The sequence below is a fragment of the Acidovorax sacchari genome (genome assembly GCF_042847045.1).
Taxonomy (GTDB): domain Bacteria; phylum Pseudomonadota; class Gammaproteobacteria; order Burkholderiales; family Burkholderiaceae_C; genus Paracidovorax; species Paracidovorax sacchari.
This window is the reverse complement of sequence record NZ_AP035783.1, coordinates 877,556-894,802: the sequence shown is the minus strand read 5'-3', so window position 1 is coordinate 894,802 and position 17,247 is coordinate 877,556. Positions and strand designations below refer to the sequence as shown.

General features: G+C 71.1%; 16 protein-coding genes. 9 read left to right on the top strand and 7 right to left on the bottom strand.

The features are described 5' to 3' along the window. Nucleotides 1-84 precede the first annotated feature (84 nt). Complete coding sequence (locus tag ACGHC0_RS04075) at nucleotides 85-681, top strand: YqiA/YcfP family alpha/beta fold hydrolase (protein WP_415267503.1); 597 nt, start codon at nucleotides 85-87, stop codon at nucleotides 679-681. On the opposite strand, the gene ACGHC0_RS04070 is transcribed toward ACGHC0_RS04075, so the two are convergent. Next, the gene (locus ACGHC0_RS04070) at nucleotides 678-2,333 is read right to left on the bottom strand and encodes a Wzy polymerase domain-containing protein (protein ID WP_415267502.1); all 1,656 of its coding nucleotides are present in this window, start codon (nucleotides 2,331-2,333) and stop codon (nucleotides 678-680) included. The two genes, ACGHC0_RS04075 and ACGHC0_RS04070, sit on opposite strands and share 4 nt — an antisense overlap. A gap of 150 nt (nucleotides 2,334-2,483) precedes the next feature. Here ACGHC0_RS04070 and ACGHC0_RS04065 point away from each other — a divergent pair, with 150 nt between their 5' ends. From ACGHC0_RS04065 to mtgA, 4 genes are read left to right on the top strand one after another with little or no spacing between them, the layout of a single operon-like run. After that, on the top strand, nucleotides 2,484-4,565 hold the full coding sequence (locus tag ACGHC0_RS04065; protein ID WP_415267501.1) for a ribonuclease catalytic domain-containing protein: 2,082 nt from the start codon (nucleotides 2,484-2,486) through the stop codon (nucleotides 4,563-4,565). 42 nt (nucleotides 4,566-4,607) lie between these two features. Continuing rightward, nucleotides 4,608-5,468 (top strand): energy transducer TonB, encoded by an 861-nt coding sequence (locus ACGHC0_RS04060; RefSeq protein WP_368354092.1) that lies wholly within the window; start codon nucleotides 4,608-4,610, stop codon nucleotides 5,466-5,468. Nucleotides 5,469-5,511: 43 nt separating this feature from the next. After that, entirely contained in the window at nucleotides 5,512-6,357 is an 846-nt protein-coding gene (gene aroE / locus ACGHC0_RS04055) for a shikimate dehydrogenase (protein WP_415267500.1), read from the top strand. Further along, entirely contained in the window at nucleotides 6,354-7,088 is a 735-nt protein-coding gene (gene mtgA, locus ACGHC0_RS04050) for a monofunctional biosynthetic peptidoglycan transglycosylase (RefSeq protein WP_415267499.1), read from the top strand. The genes aroE and mtgA overlap by 4 nt, the downstream gene beginning before the upstream one ends. Nucleotides 7,089-7,093: 5 nt before the next feature. On the opposite strand, the gene ACGHC0_RS04045 is transcribed toward mtgA, so the two are convergent. The 4 genes from ACGHC0_RS04045 to ACGHC0_RS04030 all read right to left on the bottom strand — a co-directional run bounded on the left by ACGHC0_RS04045 (nucleotide 7,094) and on the right by ACGHC0_RS04030 (nucleotide 10,289). Then, nucleotides 7,094-7,960 (bottom strand): IclR family transcriptional regulator domain-containing protein, encoded by an 867-nt coding sequence (locus ACGHC0_RS04045; protein ID WP_019700890.1) that lies wholly within the window; start codon nucleotides 7,958-7,960, stop codon nucleotides 7,094-7,096. A 138-nt stretch (nucleotides 7,961-8,098) separates the two neighbouring features. Further along, nucleotides 8,099-8,908, bottom strand: a complete 810-nt coding sequence (locus ACGHC0_RS04040) for an HpcH/HpaI aldolase family protein (RefSeq protein WP_368354088.1) — start codon at nucleotides 8,906-8,908, stop codon at nucleotides 8,099-8,101. Then, the gene (locus ACGHC0_RS04035) at nucleotides 8,905-9,282 is read right to left on the bottom strand and encodes a cupin domain-containing protein (protein WP_011793995.1); all 378 of its coding nucleotides are present in this window, start codon (nucleotides 9,280-9,282) and stop codon (nucleotides 8,905-8,907) included. The genes ACGHC0_RS04040 and ACGHC0_RS04035 overlap by 4 nt, the downstream gene beginning before the upstream one ends. Further along, nucleotides 9,279-10,289, bottom strand: a complete 1,011-nt coding sequence (locus ACGHC0_RS04030; RefSeq protein WP_368354087.1) for a Bug family tripartite tricarboxylate transporter substrate binding protein — start codon at nucleotides 10,287-10,289, stop codon at nucleotides 9,279-9,281. Before ACGHC0_RS04030 ends, ACGHC0_RS04035 begins: the two co-directional genes overlap by 4 nt. 242 nt (nucleotides 10,290-10,531) lie before the next feature. Here ACGHC0_RS04030 and ACGHC0_RS04025 point away from each other — a divergent pair, with 242 nt between their 5' ends. Genes ACGHC0_RS04025 through ruvC form a run of 3 tightly spaced genes read left to right on the top strand, consistent with a single transcriptional unit; the run spans nucleotide 10,532 to nucleotide 12,969 of the window. Further along, a complete protein-coding gene (locus ACGHC0_RS04025; RefSeq protein WP_415267498.1) occupies nucleotides 10,532-11,401 on the top strand; it encodes a lysophospholipid acyltransferase family protein in 870 nt (289 codons plus the stop codon). A 3-nt stretch (nucleotides 11,402-11,404) separates the two neighbouring features. Then, complete coding sequence (locus tag ACGHC0_RS04020) at nucleotides 11,405-12,409, top strand: phosphatidate cytidylyltransferase (RefSeq protein WP_288492464.1); 1,005 nt, start codon at nucleotides 11,405-11,407, stop codon at nucleotides 12,407-12,409. Nucleotides 12,410-12,420: 11 nt separating this feature from the next. After that, a complete protein-coding gene (gene ruvC, locus ACGHC0_RS04015) occupies nucleotides 12,421-12,969 on the top strand; it encodes a crossover junction endodeoxyribonuclease RuvC (protein WP_128098848.1) in 549 nt (182 codons plus the stop codon). 10 nt (nucleotides 12,970-12,979) lie between these two features. Here ruvC and ACGHC0_RS04010 read toward each other — a convergent pair whose 3' ends face one another. Further along, a complete protein-coding gene (locus ACGHC0_RS04010) occupies nucleotides 12,980-13,483 on the bottom strand; it encodes an RcnB family protein (RefSeq protein WP_128098849.1) in 504 nt (167 codons plus the stop codon). A gap of 97 nt (nucleotides 13,484-13,580) precedes the next feature. Beyond that, a complete protein-coding gene (locus ACGHC0_RS04005; RefSeq protein ID WP_368354084.1) occupies nucleotides 13,581-15,287 on the bottom strand; it encodes a methyl-accepting chemotaxis protein in 1,707 nt (568 codons plus the stop codon). A 210-nt stretch (nucleotides 15,288-15,497) separates the two neighbouring features. Between ACGHC0_RS04005 and ACGHC0_RS04000 the strand changes: the two genes are divergently transcribed. Beyond that, on the top strand, nucleotides 15,498-17,231 hold the full coding sequence (locus tag ACGHC0_RS04000; protein WP_415267497.1) for a methyl-accepting chemotaxis protein: 1,734 nt from the start codon (nucleotides 15,498-15,500) through the stop codon (nucleotides 17,229-17,231). The last annotated feature ends 16 nt before the right edge of the window (nucleotides 17,232-17,247 follow it).

The window sequence follows — 17,247 nt, the reverse complement described above, 5'->3', positions numbered from 1 at the left end:
CCGGCCGGCGGCACAATGACCCATCCGCCGCAGTGCCCCATCGCCCTCACCGCCTGCCTGCGCACGTTCCCACCCCGTCCGACCATGCCGCACACCACCACCCACCTGCTCTACCTGCACGGCTTCCGCTCCTCTCCCCGCTCGGCCAAGGCGCGGCAGATGGCGGAATGGATGGCGGCCCACCGGCCGGACGCGCACTTCTGGTGCCCGCAGCTGCCCCCGTCGCCCCGGGAGGCGATGGCGCTGGTCGCCCAGGGCATCGCGGACTGGCCGGCGCAGCGCATGGCCGTGGTGGGCTCCTCGCTGGGCGGGTTCTACGCGAGCTGGGTGGCCCGGCAGAAGCCGGGATGCACGAGCGTGGTGCTGAACCCGGCGGTGGACCCGGCCCGGGACCTGGAGCGCTATATCGGCGAACAGACGGCTTGGCACGATCCCGCAGAGCACTTCTACTTCCGGCCGGAATACATCGCCGAGCTCCGGGCACTGGACGTGCGGGGCCTTCCCCCGACCGGCCCGAAGCTGGCCATCATCGCCAAGGGGGACGAGCTCCTGGACTGGCGGGAAATGGCGGCCCGCCACGCCGGCGCGCAGGTGCGTCTGCTCGAAGGGGGCGACCACGCGCTGAGCACGTTCCCGGACCACCTCGGCGAAGTGGTGGCGTTCTGCGGCCTGGTGGATTAGCGCAGGGGGCGGCTCGGTCGCGGTCCGGGAAGGCCCGGCCGTGGTCCGGAAGGGCTCGTCGCCGGCGGGACGGCGGAAGCCGGCGCCGGCCGCTTGGCCAGCCAGCTGGCATATTCCTGCGGATACACATCGCGGTAGCGCCGCGTATGGAAGTCGGCCTCGCCGTCCAGGCCGAGCCGGGTGGCGCTGTCGATGAGCGCCTCGATGACGCGGGGCTCGGGCGAGTAGTGCAGCAGCCGGCTGGCGAGGGCGTGTACGCGTGCAGCGTTGTACTGCGTGGGCCGCAGGGTGGTGAGGATGGCGAAATCCAGGGTGTCGCGGAAGAAGACGGTGCCATGGGCGACACGCCGTTCGGTGTCCTCCCGGAAGGCAGGATCGCGCTGGTCCACGGCCAGGTAGAGCTGCGAGACGCGGTGGTAGTCGCGCACCAGCAGCGCGATGCCGGCCAGCCAGAGGCCCGCCGCCAGTCCGGCGGCGCACAGCAGCGGGACGCGCAGGGCGGCGCGCGCCGGCATCCGCCAGCAGCGCGGCCACAGCAGCGCGAGCGCGCAGGCCGTCACCAGCTGGAAGGGCCCGTACCAGAGAGGGAACTCCAGCAGGCTGTGCACGCCGACGATGGCCAGCAGCCCCCAGGCGAGCTGCCGGGCCGGGTCGGCTTCCCGCCAGGGCCGCGCGCGCCACACGAGCCAGAGCACCAGGCCGCAGGCGCCCAGCGCGAAAGGCAGGCCCAGTTCCACGGCCAGGTGCAGCGGCAGGTCGTGGGCGTTGTCCACCAGCAGGCAGAAGCGCCTGCCGGGGTATTCGGTGATGTAGTGGGCGTAGGACAGTTCGCCCCACCCCCAGCCCGTCCAGGGCTTCTGGGCGATCAGGTGCAGTACGTTGGACCAGAGCACGCGGCGGTTGTCGCAGGCATGCTCCGGCGCCGAGAGGCGCGCGAACAGGCCGTCCATGGCGAAGCCTGTCCAGCGCTCCAGCAGGATGGGCAGCAGCCCGGAGAACAGGGCATAGAGCGCGATGCCCGCCATGCCGAGGGCCAGGGCCGGCGCGCCCAGGGAGCGGCGCCAGAGCAGCAGCAGGACCAGCATGCAACCCCATTCCAGCGCCCCGGTGCGCGACGCCGTGGCCGCCGCGCCGGCCGCGAGCAGCGCCAGCGCCCAGAAGGCGAGCAGCGCCAGCGCCACGGAAGCGGGCCGCAGGCGCCGGCTTTCGCTGCCCTGCGTGCGCGCCACCCACCATGCGAGCGCCCAGGCGCCCATGCACAGCAGCGTGGCCTGCTGGTTGCGCTGGCGCAGGTTGCCCATGGCGATGCCGTGCGTGGAGGGATAGATCCAGGGCGCCCAGCCGGGATCGCCCCAGAAGAACTGGGCCAGGCCGATCGCGGCGCCCACCAGGCCCGCGAGCAGCATGCCGGCCGCCACCGCCTTTGCCGCGCCCTGGCGCAGGCCGTCGCCCGCCGCGCCGGCCGGCTGGCGCGACCAGGCGGCGACCAGGGCGGCCGCCACCGCGAAGGCGCACAGGCCGGAAACGGCAAGGGGCCAGAAATTGGACAGCGGCGGAGTCGTGTGCCCGTACAGGAAGGGCAGCGCAATGGCCACGGCGGCGCTGCAGGCGAGCAGGGGGGAAAGCCAGGGGGATTGCGCGGGCGCGGTCATCGGATGGGAGGGACGCGGAAGCGGAAGCGGACGGAGTCGGTCGCGAAAAAGGGGGCGCGGCAGGCACCGGCGAGCGCCAGATCATAGGGCGCCCGGCGGCTCCTGCCGCGCCGGGCCGGCCGGGTGCGCGGCCCATGGGACAATCCCGCCATGCACGCACTGTTTGAAGAAGCCGGCAAGTTCCTGGCCGGCCGCATCCTGTCCGAAGCGGAAAGCTCGGCCCAGATCGAGCTCGAATCGGGCAAGCGGGTGAAGGTGAAGGCCGCCCACATCCTGCTGAAGTTCGAGAAGCCGGCCCCGGCCGACCTGCTGCGCGAGGGCCAGGCCCTGGCCGCGACCATCGAGCTGCCCCTGGCCTGGGAGTTCGCCCCGGAAGAGGAATTCGGCTTCGCCGACCTCGCCCGCGACTATTTCTCCGAGAACGCCACGCTGGCCCAGCAGGCGGGCGCGCTGTTCGCGCTCTACGAGGCACCGCACTACTTCCGACGCGCCGGCAAGGGCCGTTTCAAGAAGGCGCCGGCCGAGATCCTGCAGCAGGCGCTGGCCGGCATCGAGAAGAAGCGCCTGGTCCAGGAGCAGATCGCAGCCTGGGCGGAGCAGCTGGGCCGCGGCGAATGCCCGCAGCCGATCCGCGAGCAGCTCTACAGGATCCTGTTCCGGCCCGACAAGAACGCGCCCGAGTACAAGGCGGTGGTGGAAGCCAGCCGCGCCACGCACAAGGCGCCGCTCGACCTGCTGCAGCAGGCGGGTGCCATCGATTCGCCCTACCAGTTCCACTGGAAGCGCTTCCTGTTCGACAACTTCCCCAAGGGCACGGGCTTTCCGTCGCTCACGGCGCCCCAGCCGCCGGCCGACCTGCCGCTGGCGCCCGTGCAGGCCTATTCGATCGACGACTCGCAGACCACCGAGATCGACGACGCGCTCTCGGTGCAGGGCCTGGGCACCGGCACGGTGGTGCTGGGCATCCACATCGCCGCGCCCGGGCTGGCGATCGTGCCGGGCTCACCGCTCGACCAGCTCGGCCGGCAACGGCTGTCCACCGTCTACATGCCGGGCTACAAGATCACCATGCTGCCGGACGAAGTGGTGCAGATCTACACGCTGGACGAAGGCCGCGCGAACCCGGCGGTTTCGCTCTACGTGTCCATCGACGAGGCCACGCTGGAGATCACCGGCTCGGAGACGAAGCTCGAACGCGTGCCCGTGGCAGTGAACCTGCGCCACGACCGGCTGGACCACATCGTCACCGAGGAGTGGCTGCAGGACCCGTCCGTGGAGGTGGAGGGCACGCCCGCCGCGCTGCAAGAGCGCCGGGCCGAACTGTCGTTCCTCCACCGCCTGGCGCGCAAGCTCAAGGCGCAGCGCGAGGTGGTGCGCGGCAAGCCCGAGACCTTCAACCGGCCCGACTACAACTTCCGCCTTGCGGGCGTGCCCGAGGGCGGAGAGCCGACCGGCGCCGAGACCGTCTCGATCACCACGCGCCGCCGCGGCGCGCCGCTGGACCTGATCGTGGCGGAGGCCGCCATCGTGGCCAACAGCACCTGGGGCGGCCTGCTGGCCGACCATGGCGTGCCCGGCATCTACCGCAGCCAGGCGAGCCTCGCGCCCGGCATGAAGGTGCGCATGGGCACCAAGGCCCTGCCCCACGCGGGCATCGGCGTGAAAAGCTATGCCTGGGCGACCTCGCCGCTGCGCCGCTACGTCGATCTGGTGAACCAGTGGCAGATCATCGCCTGCGTGCGCCACGGCAAGACGGCCGCGCTCGCGGCGCCGTTCAAGCCCAAGGATGCGGACCTGTTCTCCATCATCAGCAGCTTCGACGCGGCCTACAGCGCCTACAACGGCTACCAGGCCGGCATGGAGCGCTTCTGGACGCTGCAGTACCTGCGCCAGAACGGCATCGCCGAAATCGATGCCAGCGTGATCAAGGACGGTGGCGGCGGCAGCTACCTGGTGCGCGCGGACGAGCTGCCGCTGGTGCTGCCCGTGCTGGGCGCCCAGGCGCTGCCCCGCGGGGCGCGCGTGCGCGTGAAGCTGGGCGAGATCGACGACATCACGCTGGATGTGAACGGCACGGTGGTCGAGCGCCTGGACGATCCGGCCGATCCGGGGGACGACGCCATCGCCGGCGAGCCCGAGGGCGACGACGAGGAAGCCGTGGCCGGCCCGATCGCCATCGCGGTGGACGTCAACGAGGCCGAGGGAACGAACGCACAGCCCGCAGCGTCCTGAACGCCGCTGGCCACGCCGCTCCAGCCCGCATAATCGGCCGCCGTGAGACTTCCCGCCCTTCTCCAACGCTTCAGCACGCTGCAGATCGCGCTCGCCTTCTCGGTGGCCGTGCACGCCGTGCTGCTGTCGGCGCGCTTCATCGACCCGGAAGGCTTCAACCGGGTCTTCCAGGACACGCCGCTGGAGGTGATCCTGGTGAATGCCAAGTCCAATGAACGCCCCGAGAAGGCCCAGGCGATCGCGCAATCCTCGCTGGCGGGCGGCGGCGACGCGGACAAGGGCCGGGCGACCAGCCCCCTGCCCTACTCCGCCATCACGCAGGTGGGCGAGGATTTCGAGGAGGCGCAGCGCAAGCTCGACGCCATGCAGGAGCAGCAGGCCCAGTTGCTGGCGCAGTTGCGCAAGCAGCTGGCGACCATGCCCCCGCCCGATCCGCGCGACCAGAGCCCGAACACGGACCGCGTGCAGCAGGAGGAGCGGCGCCGCCAGCTGCTGAAGCTGCTTGCCGAGATCGAGAAGCGCATCAACGAAGAGAACTCCCGCCCGAAGAAGCGCTACATCAGCCCGGCGACCCGCGAGGAGGTCTATGCGGTCTATTACGACGCGCTGCGCCGCAAGATCGAGGACAAGGGCACGGAGAGCTTCCCCGAGCAGGCCGGCCGGAAGCTCTACGGCGAGCTGACCATGATCGTGACCGTGAACCACGACGGCCAGGTGCTCGACACCGAGATCGTCCAGGGTTCGGGCAACCGCCTGCTGGACCAGCGCGCGCAGGCCATCGTGCGCGCGTCCGGCCCCTTCGGCACCTTCAGCCCCGCGATGCGCGCCAAGGCCGACCAGATCGCCGTGGTGTCGCGGTTCAAGTTCACGCGCGAGCAGACGCTGGAGACCAGCGTGCGCTGACGCACACCGCCCGCCTGCCCGACGACTTCCCTCTCCTGCCGCCATGACGACGATATCCGCCCCGGACGTGTACTGCGTGATGGGCCACCCCGTGGAGCACAGCCGCTCACCGTGGATCCATGCGCGCTTCGCCGAACTCACCGGCCAGCGGATCGCCTACACGCGGCGGCTGGTGCCGCTCGACGGCTTCGCCCGGGCGCTCGCCGATTTCGCGGCGGCCGGCGGGGCGGGCTGCAACGTGACGGTGCCGTTCAAGCACGACGCGGCCCGGCTCGCCACCCACGCCAGCGACCGCGTGCGGCGCGCGGGGGCGGCCAACACCCTGAGCTTCCGGGCCGACGGCACGGTGCATGCCGAGAATACCGATGGCCTGGGCCTGGTGGCCGACATCGTCGGCAATGCGGGCGTGGCGCTCGCGGGCCGCGACGTGCTGCTCGTGGGTGCCGGGGGCGCGGCGGCGGGCGTGCTCGCCCCGCTGCTGGACCAGGCCCCCCGGCGGATCGCCGTGGTGAACCGTACCGAAGCGCGCGCGCAGGCCCTGGTGCAGGCGCATGCGGACCTGGCGGCCAGCCGGCAGGTGGCGCTCGAGGCGCGGCCGCTCGGCCAGCCCGGCACCGGCTTCGATGTGGTCATCAATGCCACGGCCAGCAGCCTGGCCGGCGGCGAGGTGCCCGTGCCGGACACGGTGCTGCGCGAGGGCACCCTGGCCTACGACATGATGTACGGCCCCGCCGCGCAGGGTTTCATGGATTGGGCACGCGCCCACGGCGCGGTGCCGCGCGACGGGCTGGGCATGCTGGTGGAACAGGCCGCCGAGGCGTTCGCCGTCTGGCGCGGCGTGCGCCCCCCGGCCGCGCAGGTGCTGCAGGAACTGCGCGCGCAGCTATGAGGGGCCTGCTGCGCTGGATCGGCTGCGTGCTGCTGGCCGGCGTGGGCCTGCAGGTGTTCTTCGTGCTGCGCATCGCCGCGATGGCGGCCATCGACCCGCAGTCCACCAGCTTCCAGCGCTCCGAGGCCTGGGCCCAGGTGGCCGGCGGCAACGGGCTGCGCTGGCGCCAGGAATGGGTGCCCTATGGCCGCATCGCGGACACGCTCAAGCGCGCGGTGATCGCATCGGAGGACGACGGCTTCGCCAGCCACGACGGCGTGGACTGGAATGCGATCGAGAAGGCCTGGGAGCGCAACGCCCGCGCCGAGGCCCAGGCCGCCCGGCTGCAGGATGCACAGCCCGGGCGGGCGGTGCGCCCGGCGCGCATCCGGGGCGGCTCCACCATCACGCAGCAACTCGCCAAGAACCTGCTGCTCTCCGGCGAGCGCAACCTGCTGCGCAAGGGCCAGGAGTTCGTGTTGACGCTGGCGCTGGAGCAGTGGCTCTCCAAGGAGCGCATCCTGGAGATCTACCTCAACAGCGTGGAATGGGGCGAAGGCGTGTTCGGCGCCGAGGCGGCAGCGCAGCTCTACTTCCGCAAGAGCGCGTCGCAGCTGAGTGCCGCGGAGGCGGCACGCCTCGCCGTCATGCTGCCCGCGCCCAAGCGATTCGAGAAGAACCCGGGTTCGGCGTACCTGTCGGGCCGCACGCGCGTGATCCTGGGCCGGATGGCCAGCGCGGAGCTGCCCTAGGGCTCTCAGGCCGCCACGGGGTGCGCGTTCGACACGGCACCCGCATACGCCACCGGCTGCGGTGCAGCCAGGACGCCAGCCGTCTGCGGCGGCATCGGCATGCCGGAGGGCTGCGACGACTGCGCGGCTTCCTCGCCGATGCGCGATGCGGTGGACTGCACGAGCGAGAGGAAACGCTTGAGCATGCGGTCGTCCATCTGGCTCGCGAAGGTGGAATACACCAGCGCGCCGCGCAGCACGCCCCCGCCGAACACCGGCACCGCGAAAGCCGTGCTCTCGGAGTTGTTGCGCGCATAGCGGATGGCATAGCCCTGGCGGCGCGTTTCCCGCACGATCCGGCGCAGCGCCCACATGTCGGTGATCTTCTGGTGCGGCTCGCCATGGGTGTTGGCGGCCTCCACGAGGATGCGGCGCTCGGCGCGGGTGCAGTATGCGAGGTAGGCGCGGCCCAGCGCCGAGGGGATCAGGTCGTAGCGCCGGCCCAGGCTGGAGGGGCGGATGGCATAGGGGCTGTAGGGCATGGTGCAGAAGACCACGCGCATCTGGTGCCCGTCGATCACGGCGAGCGACAGCGGCCACTTGATCTGCCGCGTGGCGGTGATCATCAGCGGCGCGGCGAGCTCGGCCAGGCGCAGTTTCTCGTTCACGCCGCTGCTGAGGTTGCTCACGGCCAGCGTCAGCTGGTACTGCCCGTAGGCATGGGGATCGCTGCGCACGTATTTCTCGTGCTCCAGCGTGCCCAGCAGGCGGTGCAGCGTGGATTTGGCGAGGCCCGTGCGCTGGTGCAGTTCCTGCAAGCTCCAGGTGGAGCGCTCGTTCATGACGCGCAGGATCAGCAGCGCACGTTGCACGGAGCGGACTTCGGTACTCATGGGTTGTTCTCTCTGTGGAAATGGAAGGCCGGCGAATGCGGGGGACATTCGGGGTACGCGATCGCGCGCGGGCCCCCGGTCACGCGCGCTGGAGAAAAGGAAGGACGGCGGTTCATGGGCAGGTCTCCGGGATGGCCCTCAGGCCGTCTCGGCCTCGGTCGCCTCGGCCAGCACCTGCCGCGCCGCCCGGCACAGCAGGGCCTGGTCGGAACCCACCACGAAAAACGACATGCCCTGCGCGGCCAGCGGAGGGATGGCGTGCACATCGGGCACGAAGCAGCCCACCGCGCGCCCCTGGGCCAGCCCGGCAGCGCTCACGGCCGCGACCGCGGCGGCCACGCGCGGATCGTCCAGGCCCTGGGCCCCCAGGGACACGGCAAGGTCGGCCGGGCCGACGAAGAGGCAATCCACGCCCGGCACGGCGGCGATGGCGGCCGCCTCGGCCACGGCACGGGCGCTTTCGATCTGCACGATGACCGAGGTGTGCGCATCGCTGGCACGCAGGTGCTCGGCCATGCCGCGGGTGCCGTAGCCCCCGGCGCGCGAGGAATTGCTGAACCCCCTGGCTCCGCCCTGGCCGTAGCGCGCGGCACGCACCACCTCTTCGGCGATGCGGGCATCGTCCACGTGCGGCACCATCACCCCGCCCGCGCCGAGGTCCAGCGCCTGCTGGATGGCCGAGGGGCGCGGATAGGGCACGCGCACCAGGACCGGCAGCGCGCAGGCATGTGCGGCGAGCAGGCTGCGGTCCAGGCTCTCCGGGCCGAACGGCGCGTGCTCGGCGTCGAGCACGAGCGTATCGAGCCCGGTGGCGGCCAGCACCTCCACCGTCTGGTGCGAGGTCGTCTTGACGAAGGTCGCCATCAGGCGGTCGCGCGCCAGGATGCGGCTGCGCAGCCGTGCCGCCGGAGACGGCGCGGAAGGCAGGGAGGGGGCGATGCCGGTCATGCGAGGTATTCCGGCCGCGCGGGCGTGAACACATCCAGGTTGAGCACGGGCTCGTCGCCCACCACCACGCCGTAGTGCAGCGCATGGGGAGGAATGAGCAGCAGCCCCCCGGGCCCCAGCCGGACCACCTGCCCGTCCACATGCACGTCCATCTGCCCCGCCAGGATGTACATCACCTGCTCGTTAGGGTGCTGGTGCGGCCGGGGCTCGTGCCCGGGCATCAGGCGGTGCAGCGCCAGGGTCACGTTGCCGCTGCCGAACGCCTTGCGTTCGATGCCGCGGCGCACGGGCACCCATTCCAGCGCGCTCCAGTCGACGCTGTGCAGGACGGCAGCCGCTTCGGGCGGAAGGGGAGCGGGGGCAGAGGAGGTCATTCGGGTGCGATGCGGAGGGATTGGATGGTGCGGGACCAGAGATCGTGGTCCGCCTGGAGCACGGCGCGCAGCTGCAGCGGCGACAGGGGGGAGCGCACCATGCCCAGGCCCCGGAATCGCTCGGCGATCTCGGGCAGCGCGGTGACGCGGTTGATCTCTTCGTTGAGCTGCGCGCGGCGCGCCGGCTCGAGGCCGCGCGGAGCGAACACGCCATACCAGTTGGTCACTTCGAAGCCCTTGAGCGTCTCGGACACGCTCGGTATGCCGGGCAGCAGGTCGGTGCGGTTCTTCTCGGTCACCGCGATGAGGCGGATCTTCCCGGCCTGCGCATGGGGCAGCAGCAGCGAGGCGCCGCCCGCGAACATCTGGCACTCTCCCTGCACCAGGGCCGCCACGGCGGGGCCGCCCCCCTTGTAGGGTACGTGCACGATGTCCAGGCCCGCGGTCTTGGCCAGCAGGGCCAGGGTGAGGTGGTTGTGCGTGCCGATGCCCCCGGAGGCGTAGTTGATCTTTCCGGGGTTGGCGCGGATGTAGGCGAGCAGTTCGGGGAAGGTGTGCACCGGCATGCTGGCGGACACCGCGATCACGTTGATCGCGTAGGCCAGCATGGCGACGGTGTCGAAATCGTTCATGGGATCGAACGGCAGTTGCCGGTAGAGGCTGCCGTTCATCGCGTGGGTGGACATCGCGCCGATCTCGAGGGTGTAGCCGTCGGCTGGTGCGCGCGCCACCACGGCGGCCCCCAGGTTGCCGCCCGCGCCGGCGACGTTCTCCACCACGATGGGCTGGCCGCTGTGGGGGAAGAGCTGCTTGGAGAGCAGCCGCGCGAGGATGTCCGTCGATCCTGCCGGCGCGAAGGGCACCACCAGCCGGATCGGCCGGGAAGGAAAATCGCCGCCGCTGGCCGCGCCCTGCGGCCCCTGCGCATGGGCGAGCCAGGGCAGGGCCGCGCTCCCCAGGCCCAGGGCGAGAGCGGTGCGGCGTGACAGCAGAATGTTGGACGGCATGTACAAAGTTCCCTCTTGATAAATTTGATCAATACGATACCAAAATCATTTTTTGATTCGCATGAGCAGAGTCTAGAAGCCATATTCGCCGAATAGGAGGCGAACTTTCCGGATTCCGAAGAGTGGAACGATTTATCCCCATTCCGCAATTCATGGCCCTTCCCGGCCTGCGGGATTGCCCCGAGGGCAGACACGGCATGGCGCCGGGCTGGAACAGGAAGTGCCCCCGTATGATCCGGGCCATGCTGTCCAAGTTGATGAGCCTTTTCCTGCTCGGACTGGTGCGCCTGCTGACCGGCTCGCAGGCCCGGTGGTACGGCTGTCCGCCCAAGGCCGAGCAGCGCATCTATTTCGCCAACCACCAGAGCCATGCCGACCTGGTGATGATCTGGGCCGCCCTGCCCCAGGAACTGCGCAGCATCACCCGGCCCATCGCCGCCCGGGACTACTGGACCAGGAGCCCGTTCCGGCAATGGCTGACCACGGCCGTCTTCAATGCGGTGTATGTGGACCGGGTTTCAGGCACGCCCGGCCAGCGCCCTGCGCCGGAGGCGCCACCCCAGCCCGACATGCAGGCGACGGCCGGAGCGCCCCTGCCGGCCTCCGCGGAGCCTGCACCGCCCGCCCGGCCGGAGCCTTCCGTGCCCCTCCCGCCGTCCGCCCAGGGCACGCTCGAGGGATTCCTGGCGCAGCCCGCGCCCGCGCTGGCCGGGCCAGCCGCCCCGACCGCCGATCCGGCGCCGCCCGTGCGGCCGGCCCCTGAAGCCCTGCGCGCCGCGCTGCCCGCTGACGATCCGCTCGCGCCGCTGGTGCACGCCCTGGAGAGCGGGGATTCCATCGTGATCTTCCCCGAGGGCACGCGCGGCCACGGGGACGAGCCCCAGCCCTTCAAGTCCGGGCTCTACCGCCTCGCGCAGATGTTCCCGCAGGTGGTGCTGGTGCCGGCCTGGATCCACAACGTGCAGCGGGTGATGCCCAAGGGCGAGGTGGTGCCCGTGCCCATCCTGTGCTCGGTGACCTTCGGCGCCCCCATCGAACTGGGTGCGGGCGAAGAGCGGCGCGCCTTCCTCGACCGCGCCCGGCGCGCGGTGATCGCCCTGCGGGAGGTGTGAGACATGCTGGACACCCTCCGCCACCTCACCACCACGCAGCAGATCGGCGCGCTGTTCGTGGCCATGTTCGGCCTGCTGTCGCTGGTCACCCTCTATGCCTTCTTCCAGACGCTGCGCGAGGCGCGCGGGCCCGGCCCGGAAGACCAGGCCGCGCACGAGGTGCACCAGCAGGAATGGCGCCGCTTCTGGAGCCTGCTGAAGACCTCCTGGATCATGGCGACGGTGTTCTGGGTGGGCTGGGCCCTGGGCGATGCCGTCGCCACGGTGCTGTTCGCCATCGTCGCCTTCCTGGCGCTGCGCGAGTTCATCACGCTCTCGCCCACGCGGCGGGGCGACCACCGCAGCCTCGCGCTGGCGTTCTTCGTCGTGCTGCCGCTGCAGTTCGCCATCGTGGGAATGCGCAAGTTCGACCTGCTGACGGTGTTCATTCCGGTCTATGTCTTCCTCGCGCTGCCGGTGGCGAGCGCGCTGGCCAACGACCCGGAACGCTTTCTGGAGCGCAACGCCAAGCTGCAGTGGGGCATCATGGTCTGCGTGTACGGCATGAGCCACGTGCCCGCGCTGCTGCTGCTCGATTTTCCCAACTACGAGGGGCGCGGCGCCTTCCTGGTCTTCTTCCTCGTGGCCGTGGTGCAGACCAGCGTCATCGCGCAGCACCTGCTGGGCCGGCGCTTCCCGCACCGCCCCGTCGCCCCGCTGGTGAGCCAGAGCTTCCAGTGGCTGAGCTGGATCGTCGGCGTCGCGGTGGGCGGCCTGGCGGGCGTGGCGCTGTCGTTCATCACCCCCTTCAAGGTGGGGCAGGCGCTGGGCATGGCGCTGCTGGCCTGCCTGGCCGGCACGCTCGGCCACCTCGTGATGAAGGCGCTCAAGCGCGACCGCGGCGTGACCAGCTGGGGCCTGCAGGGCCAGTCCACCACCGGGGCGGGCGGCCTGCTGGACCGCGTGGACGCGCTGTGCTTCGCGGGCCCCGTGTTCTTCCATTCGGCCCGCTGGTACTTCGGCCTGTGAACGGCACCCCCATGAGAATCCTGGGCATCGACCCCGGCCTGCAGACCACCGGCTTCGGCGTGGTGGATGTGGACGGCCACCACCTGAGCTACGTGGCCAGCGGCACCATCCGCACCACGGGCGCCGCCCTGGGCGACCTGCCGGGCCGCCTGAAGATCCTGTTCGACGGAATCACCGAAGTGGCCGCCCGCTACCAGCCCGACGTGGCCACGGTCGAGATCGTCTTCGTGAACGTGAACCCCCAGTCCACCCTGCTGCTCGGGCAGGCGCGGGGTGCCTGCGTGACCGCCCTGGTGGCCAGCCGGCTGCCCGTGGCCGAATACACCGCGCTGCAGATGAAGAAGGCCGTGGTGGGCCATGGCCGCGCGGCCAAATCCCAGGTGCAGGAGATGGTGCGCCGGCTGCTGCAGCTGCCCGGCCTGCCGGGCAGCGACGCCGCCGACGCGCTCGGCCTGGCCATCACCCACGCCCATGCCGGCGCGGCGATGGGCAGGCTGGCGGAAGCCACGACACTCAACCGCCGCCAGCACGCCATGTACCGGGGCGGACGGACGCTCTGATGCCCTCCGGCTACCGGAAGACGATCTGCGCGACGACGCCGGAACCGACCGAGATCAGCAGGTAGTCGGGGCCGTTCTGCACCCAGTGGTAGCCGCGCGGCGGGGGCGCCAGGTGGTGCATGCGCCAGTCCTGCACCACGTAGTGGTGCGACCGGTACATCGGCGGCACGCGGCTGCCGCGGTACCAGTCGTGGTGCGGGCCTGCACCACGGCGGCCATGGGCGCGGGCATGCGGCGGAGGGCCGGGATGGTGGCGCGGACCGGCATGGTGCCATTGCGGCGGGGGCGGCGGTGCATGGCGCGGGCCGGCATGGTGCCCATGGGGGCCATGGCCCGGGCCGCCCTTGCGGTGTCCGGGCCCGTGCTCGTACTCGCGGCCCGGGATGCCGTCGTAGGGCTGCGCCTGAGCGCCCAGGGAGGACAGGCCGAGGAACAGCGCCAGGCCGGCGGAACGGAAGTGGTTCAGCGCGCCGGAACCGGATGCATCGGCGCAAGAGGAGTCGGTACGGATCATGGCTCGTTGCTGCGGGGCAAAAGCCGCAGCCTACCACCATGACCGGCCCGCCCCGGCCGGGGAAAACCGCAACCCCGGTCCGGTCGGGAGGCCCTGGTCAGGCGGCGGGTTCGTGGCGCACGAAGCCGGCCACCGGACCACGCACGGGTTCGGGCAGGGCGGCGGCCTGGGACCGGGGCACCAGGGGCGCGCTGCCGGGCGGCGGCGGCGGTGCCTGCAGGGCGGTATCAACGACAGCGCCGTCGTCATCGTCGAGGCGGAAGCGGCGCACGGCACCGATCAGCTGCACGGCCTGATCGCGCAGCGACTCCGATGCGGCCGTGGACTGTTCGACCAGCGCGGCGTTCTGCTGGGTCATCTGGTCGAGCTGGCTCACGGACTGGCTGATCTGCCCGATGTTGTCGCTCTGCTCGGCCGACGAGGCGGTGATCTCCGAGATCATTTCGGAGACGCGGCGCACGCTGTCCACGATCTCGGTCATCGTCGTGCCGGCCTGGCTCACGAGCCGGGAGCCGCTTTCCACGCGCTCCACCGAGGAGCCGATGAGCTCCTTGATCTCCTTGGCCGCCGAGGCCGAGCGCTGGGCCAGCGTGCGCACCTCGGCCGCGACCACCGCGAAGCCGCGGCCCTGCTCGCCCGCGCGGGCCGCCTCGACGGCGGCATTCAGCGCCAGGATGTTGGTCTGGAAGGCGATGGAATCGATCACGCCGGTGATGTCGGCGATCTTGCGCGAGCTGTCGGTGATCTGGCCCATGGTCTCCACGACCTGCGAGACCACGCTGCCGCCCCTGGCCGCCACCTGGGCCGCGGTGGACGCGAAGTCGCTGGCCTGGCGTGCGGACTGGGTGCTCTGCTGCACCGTGCCGGCGAGCATTTCCATGGACGAGGCCGTCTCCTCCAGGTTGGCGGCGGTCTGCTCGGTGCGCTGGCTCAGGTCGTGGTTGCCCGAGGCGATCTCCGTGCTGGCCGTCGAGATGTTGCCCGATGCTTCCTGCACCTGCCGCACCAGTCCGCGCAATGCATCCTGCATGCGGCCCATGGCCACGACGAGCTGGCCGACCTCGTCCATCTGGGCGGGCCGGACTTCATGCGACAGGTCCCCGCTGGCGATGCGTTCGGCCAGGAACCGGGCCTGCGCCAGGGAGCTGGTGATGGAGCGCACGCTGAAGAAGGTGAGCGGGATCAGCACCGCCAGCCCCAGCACCAGCCCGCCGCCGATCACCGCGGACATGGTGGCGGTGCGCGCCTCCACCCCCTGCCGCGCTTCCTCCATGTTCTCGCGTGCGCTCTGGGCCAGGCTCGCGAGGATCTGGTCGGTGGCCTCCATGTGGCCCTTCAGGCGGTCGGCATAGGCGGCACCGCCGGCCCCGTCGAGCTGGGCCCGCTCGATCTGCTCGAAGATCGGGGAGATGCCGGCCTCGTACTGCTGGATCTCGGCCAGCGCCTTGTCGATGGAGCCCACGAAGGCCGCGTCGCCCGCCTGCACCTGCCGCACGGCCGTGAGGCTCTTGCGCAGCGCGGCCAGGGTCTTGCCCCAGGCTTCGCGCTGGGAAGCCACCTCGACCGAGTTGTTGAAGTTGAGGATGATGTCCTTCTCGGTACGGCGCAGCGTGCCCAGCGTCGTGCGCAGGTCCGCCATGTCGGTCAGGGTCTGCACCCGCTGGGAAAAGAGCACCTGCAGCGTGTCGCGCGTGCGGTCGAGGGCGAGGTATCCCAGCCCTCCGATGACGACGAGCAGCACCAGGGAAAAAATCGTGCCGAAGTAAAGGCGCGCGCGGATCGACAGGCGTCCCAGAGTATTCATGACATCCTCTACAAAACGTTACAAAGGCGCATGCAATAACCGCGCCCACCCATTGCCGCCTCGTGGGCCGCAGGGGCGCCCACTATAGGGCGGCACGACAGTGGCACCGCCAGGGTAAGCACGACTGGCGCAGTTACCTGCCGCGTGACCGAGTCGCAAGCGATATAAACAAACTGTCACAACCTTGGTGCAGAGTATCCGAATCCGGGCATGCCCCGTCTCCTTTCCCTGCACTGCCAGGTCTCCTGCGTGACTCCCTCCTCCCACACTCCCGACTCCGCCCAGCCTTCCCTCCCGCCCCATGCGCTGCCGGACCGGCCTGCCCGCCGCGGCGCGCTCGGGCGGCGGCTGCTGGGCGCCTTTCTTGCCGTGCTGGCACTCAACGGCATCGGTTCGGCCATCGGCGTTGTCGCGCTGCAACGCATCGGCGCGTCTGCCAGCGCCATGGTGGACCGCCGGGTCGCCACGGAACGGCTGGTGGCCGACGCGCACCGGCTGCAGGCCATCAATGCGGAGCGCTACAAGGCCGTGGCCCTCAGCTCCGAACCCGAGGTGGGCGACATCCTGGGGGCCGACATCGCACGCACCCAGCGGCAGTACGACAGCCTCCTGGCACAGCTCGCGGAGCGCCTGCAGGGCACGGAGGACGCGGAACGGATCGTGGCGGTGCGCTCGGCGGGCCGGGATTTCAGCCAGGCCTGTGCCGAGTTGATCGCGGCACGGGATTCCGGCCTCACGGAACGCATCCGCAAGGTGTACGGCGAACGCTTCGTGCCCGCGGCCACGCGCCTGCTCGCCTCGCTGGACGGCCTGTCGCAGTCGCAGCGCCAGGCCATCGACGCCGGCGCGGACGAGGTGGCCGGGCTGGGCGCCGCGGGCCGCTGGGCGCTGCTGGCGTTCGGCGTGCTGTCGCTGGCGGCCGGCACGCTGCTGGCGCTGTGGCTGGTGCGCAGCATCACCCGGCCGATCGCCCAGGCCGGCGCCACGGCGGACCGCGTGGCCGGACTGGACCTGCGCCAGGAGATCCAGGGCCACGGGCGCGACGAGGCCGGCCACATGCTCGAATCGCTTGCCGTGATGCAGGCGGCGCTGCGCGGGCTTGTTCGCCGGATGCAGTCCCTGGGCCAGGCGATCCGCTCGGCCTCGTCGGAGATCGCCGGCGGCAATGCCGAGCTGTCCAGCCGCACGGAGGAAACCGCCGCGCGGCTGCAGGAGACCGCGGCGGCGCTGGAGCATGTCACCCTCCGCGTGGCCGGCGCCGCGGACTCGGCGCAGCGCACCGAAGCCCTGGCGACCGAGGCGGCCCAGGTCGCGCGCGAAGGCAGCGGGGTGGTGGGCCAGGTGGAACAGACCATGGAACAGATCGCAGCCAGTTCGCGCCGCATCGCGGACATCACCGGCGTGATCGACTCCATCGCCTTCCAGACCAATATCCTGGCGCTGAACGCGGCGGTGGAATCTGCGCGGGCCGGCGAGCAGGGCCGCGGCTTCGCGGTGGTGGCGGCCGAGGTGCGCAGCCTGGCCAACCGCTCGGCCGAAGCCGCGCGCGAAATCAAGGGCCTCATCCAGTCCTCGGTGCAGCAGGTGCAGGACGGCGCCGGCCTGGCCCGGCAGGCCGGCCAGACCATGCGCCGCGTGGTCTCGACCGTCGAGGACACGGCCCGTACGATGGGCGAGATCCGCAGCCATGCGCAATCGCAGAACGAGGACATCGCCGCCATCCACGCCGCCATGACGCGGCTCGACGAGATGACCCAGCAGAACGCCGCGCTGGTGGAGGAATCGGCCGCCGCCACCGAAAGCCTGCGCCTGCAGACCCACGACCTGGCCCAGCTCGTGAGCCAGTTCGTGCTGCCCGCGCAGGAGCCGGCCCTGGCCGCGCCGCCGGCACGCAGCGCGCTGCAACTCCCGCGCCCGCAGCGCCTGCTGGCCACGGCGGGCTGAACCGTCCCGACCGGCC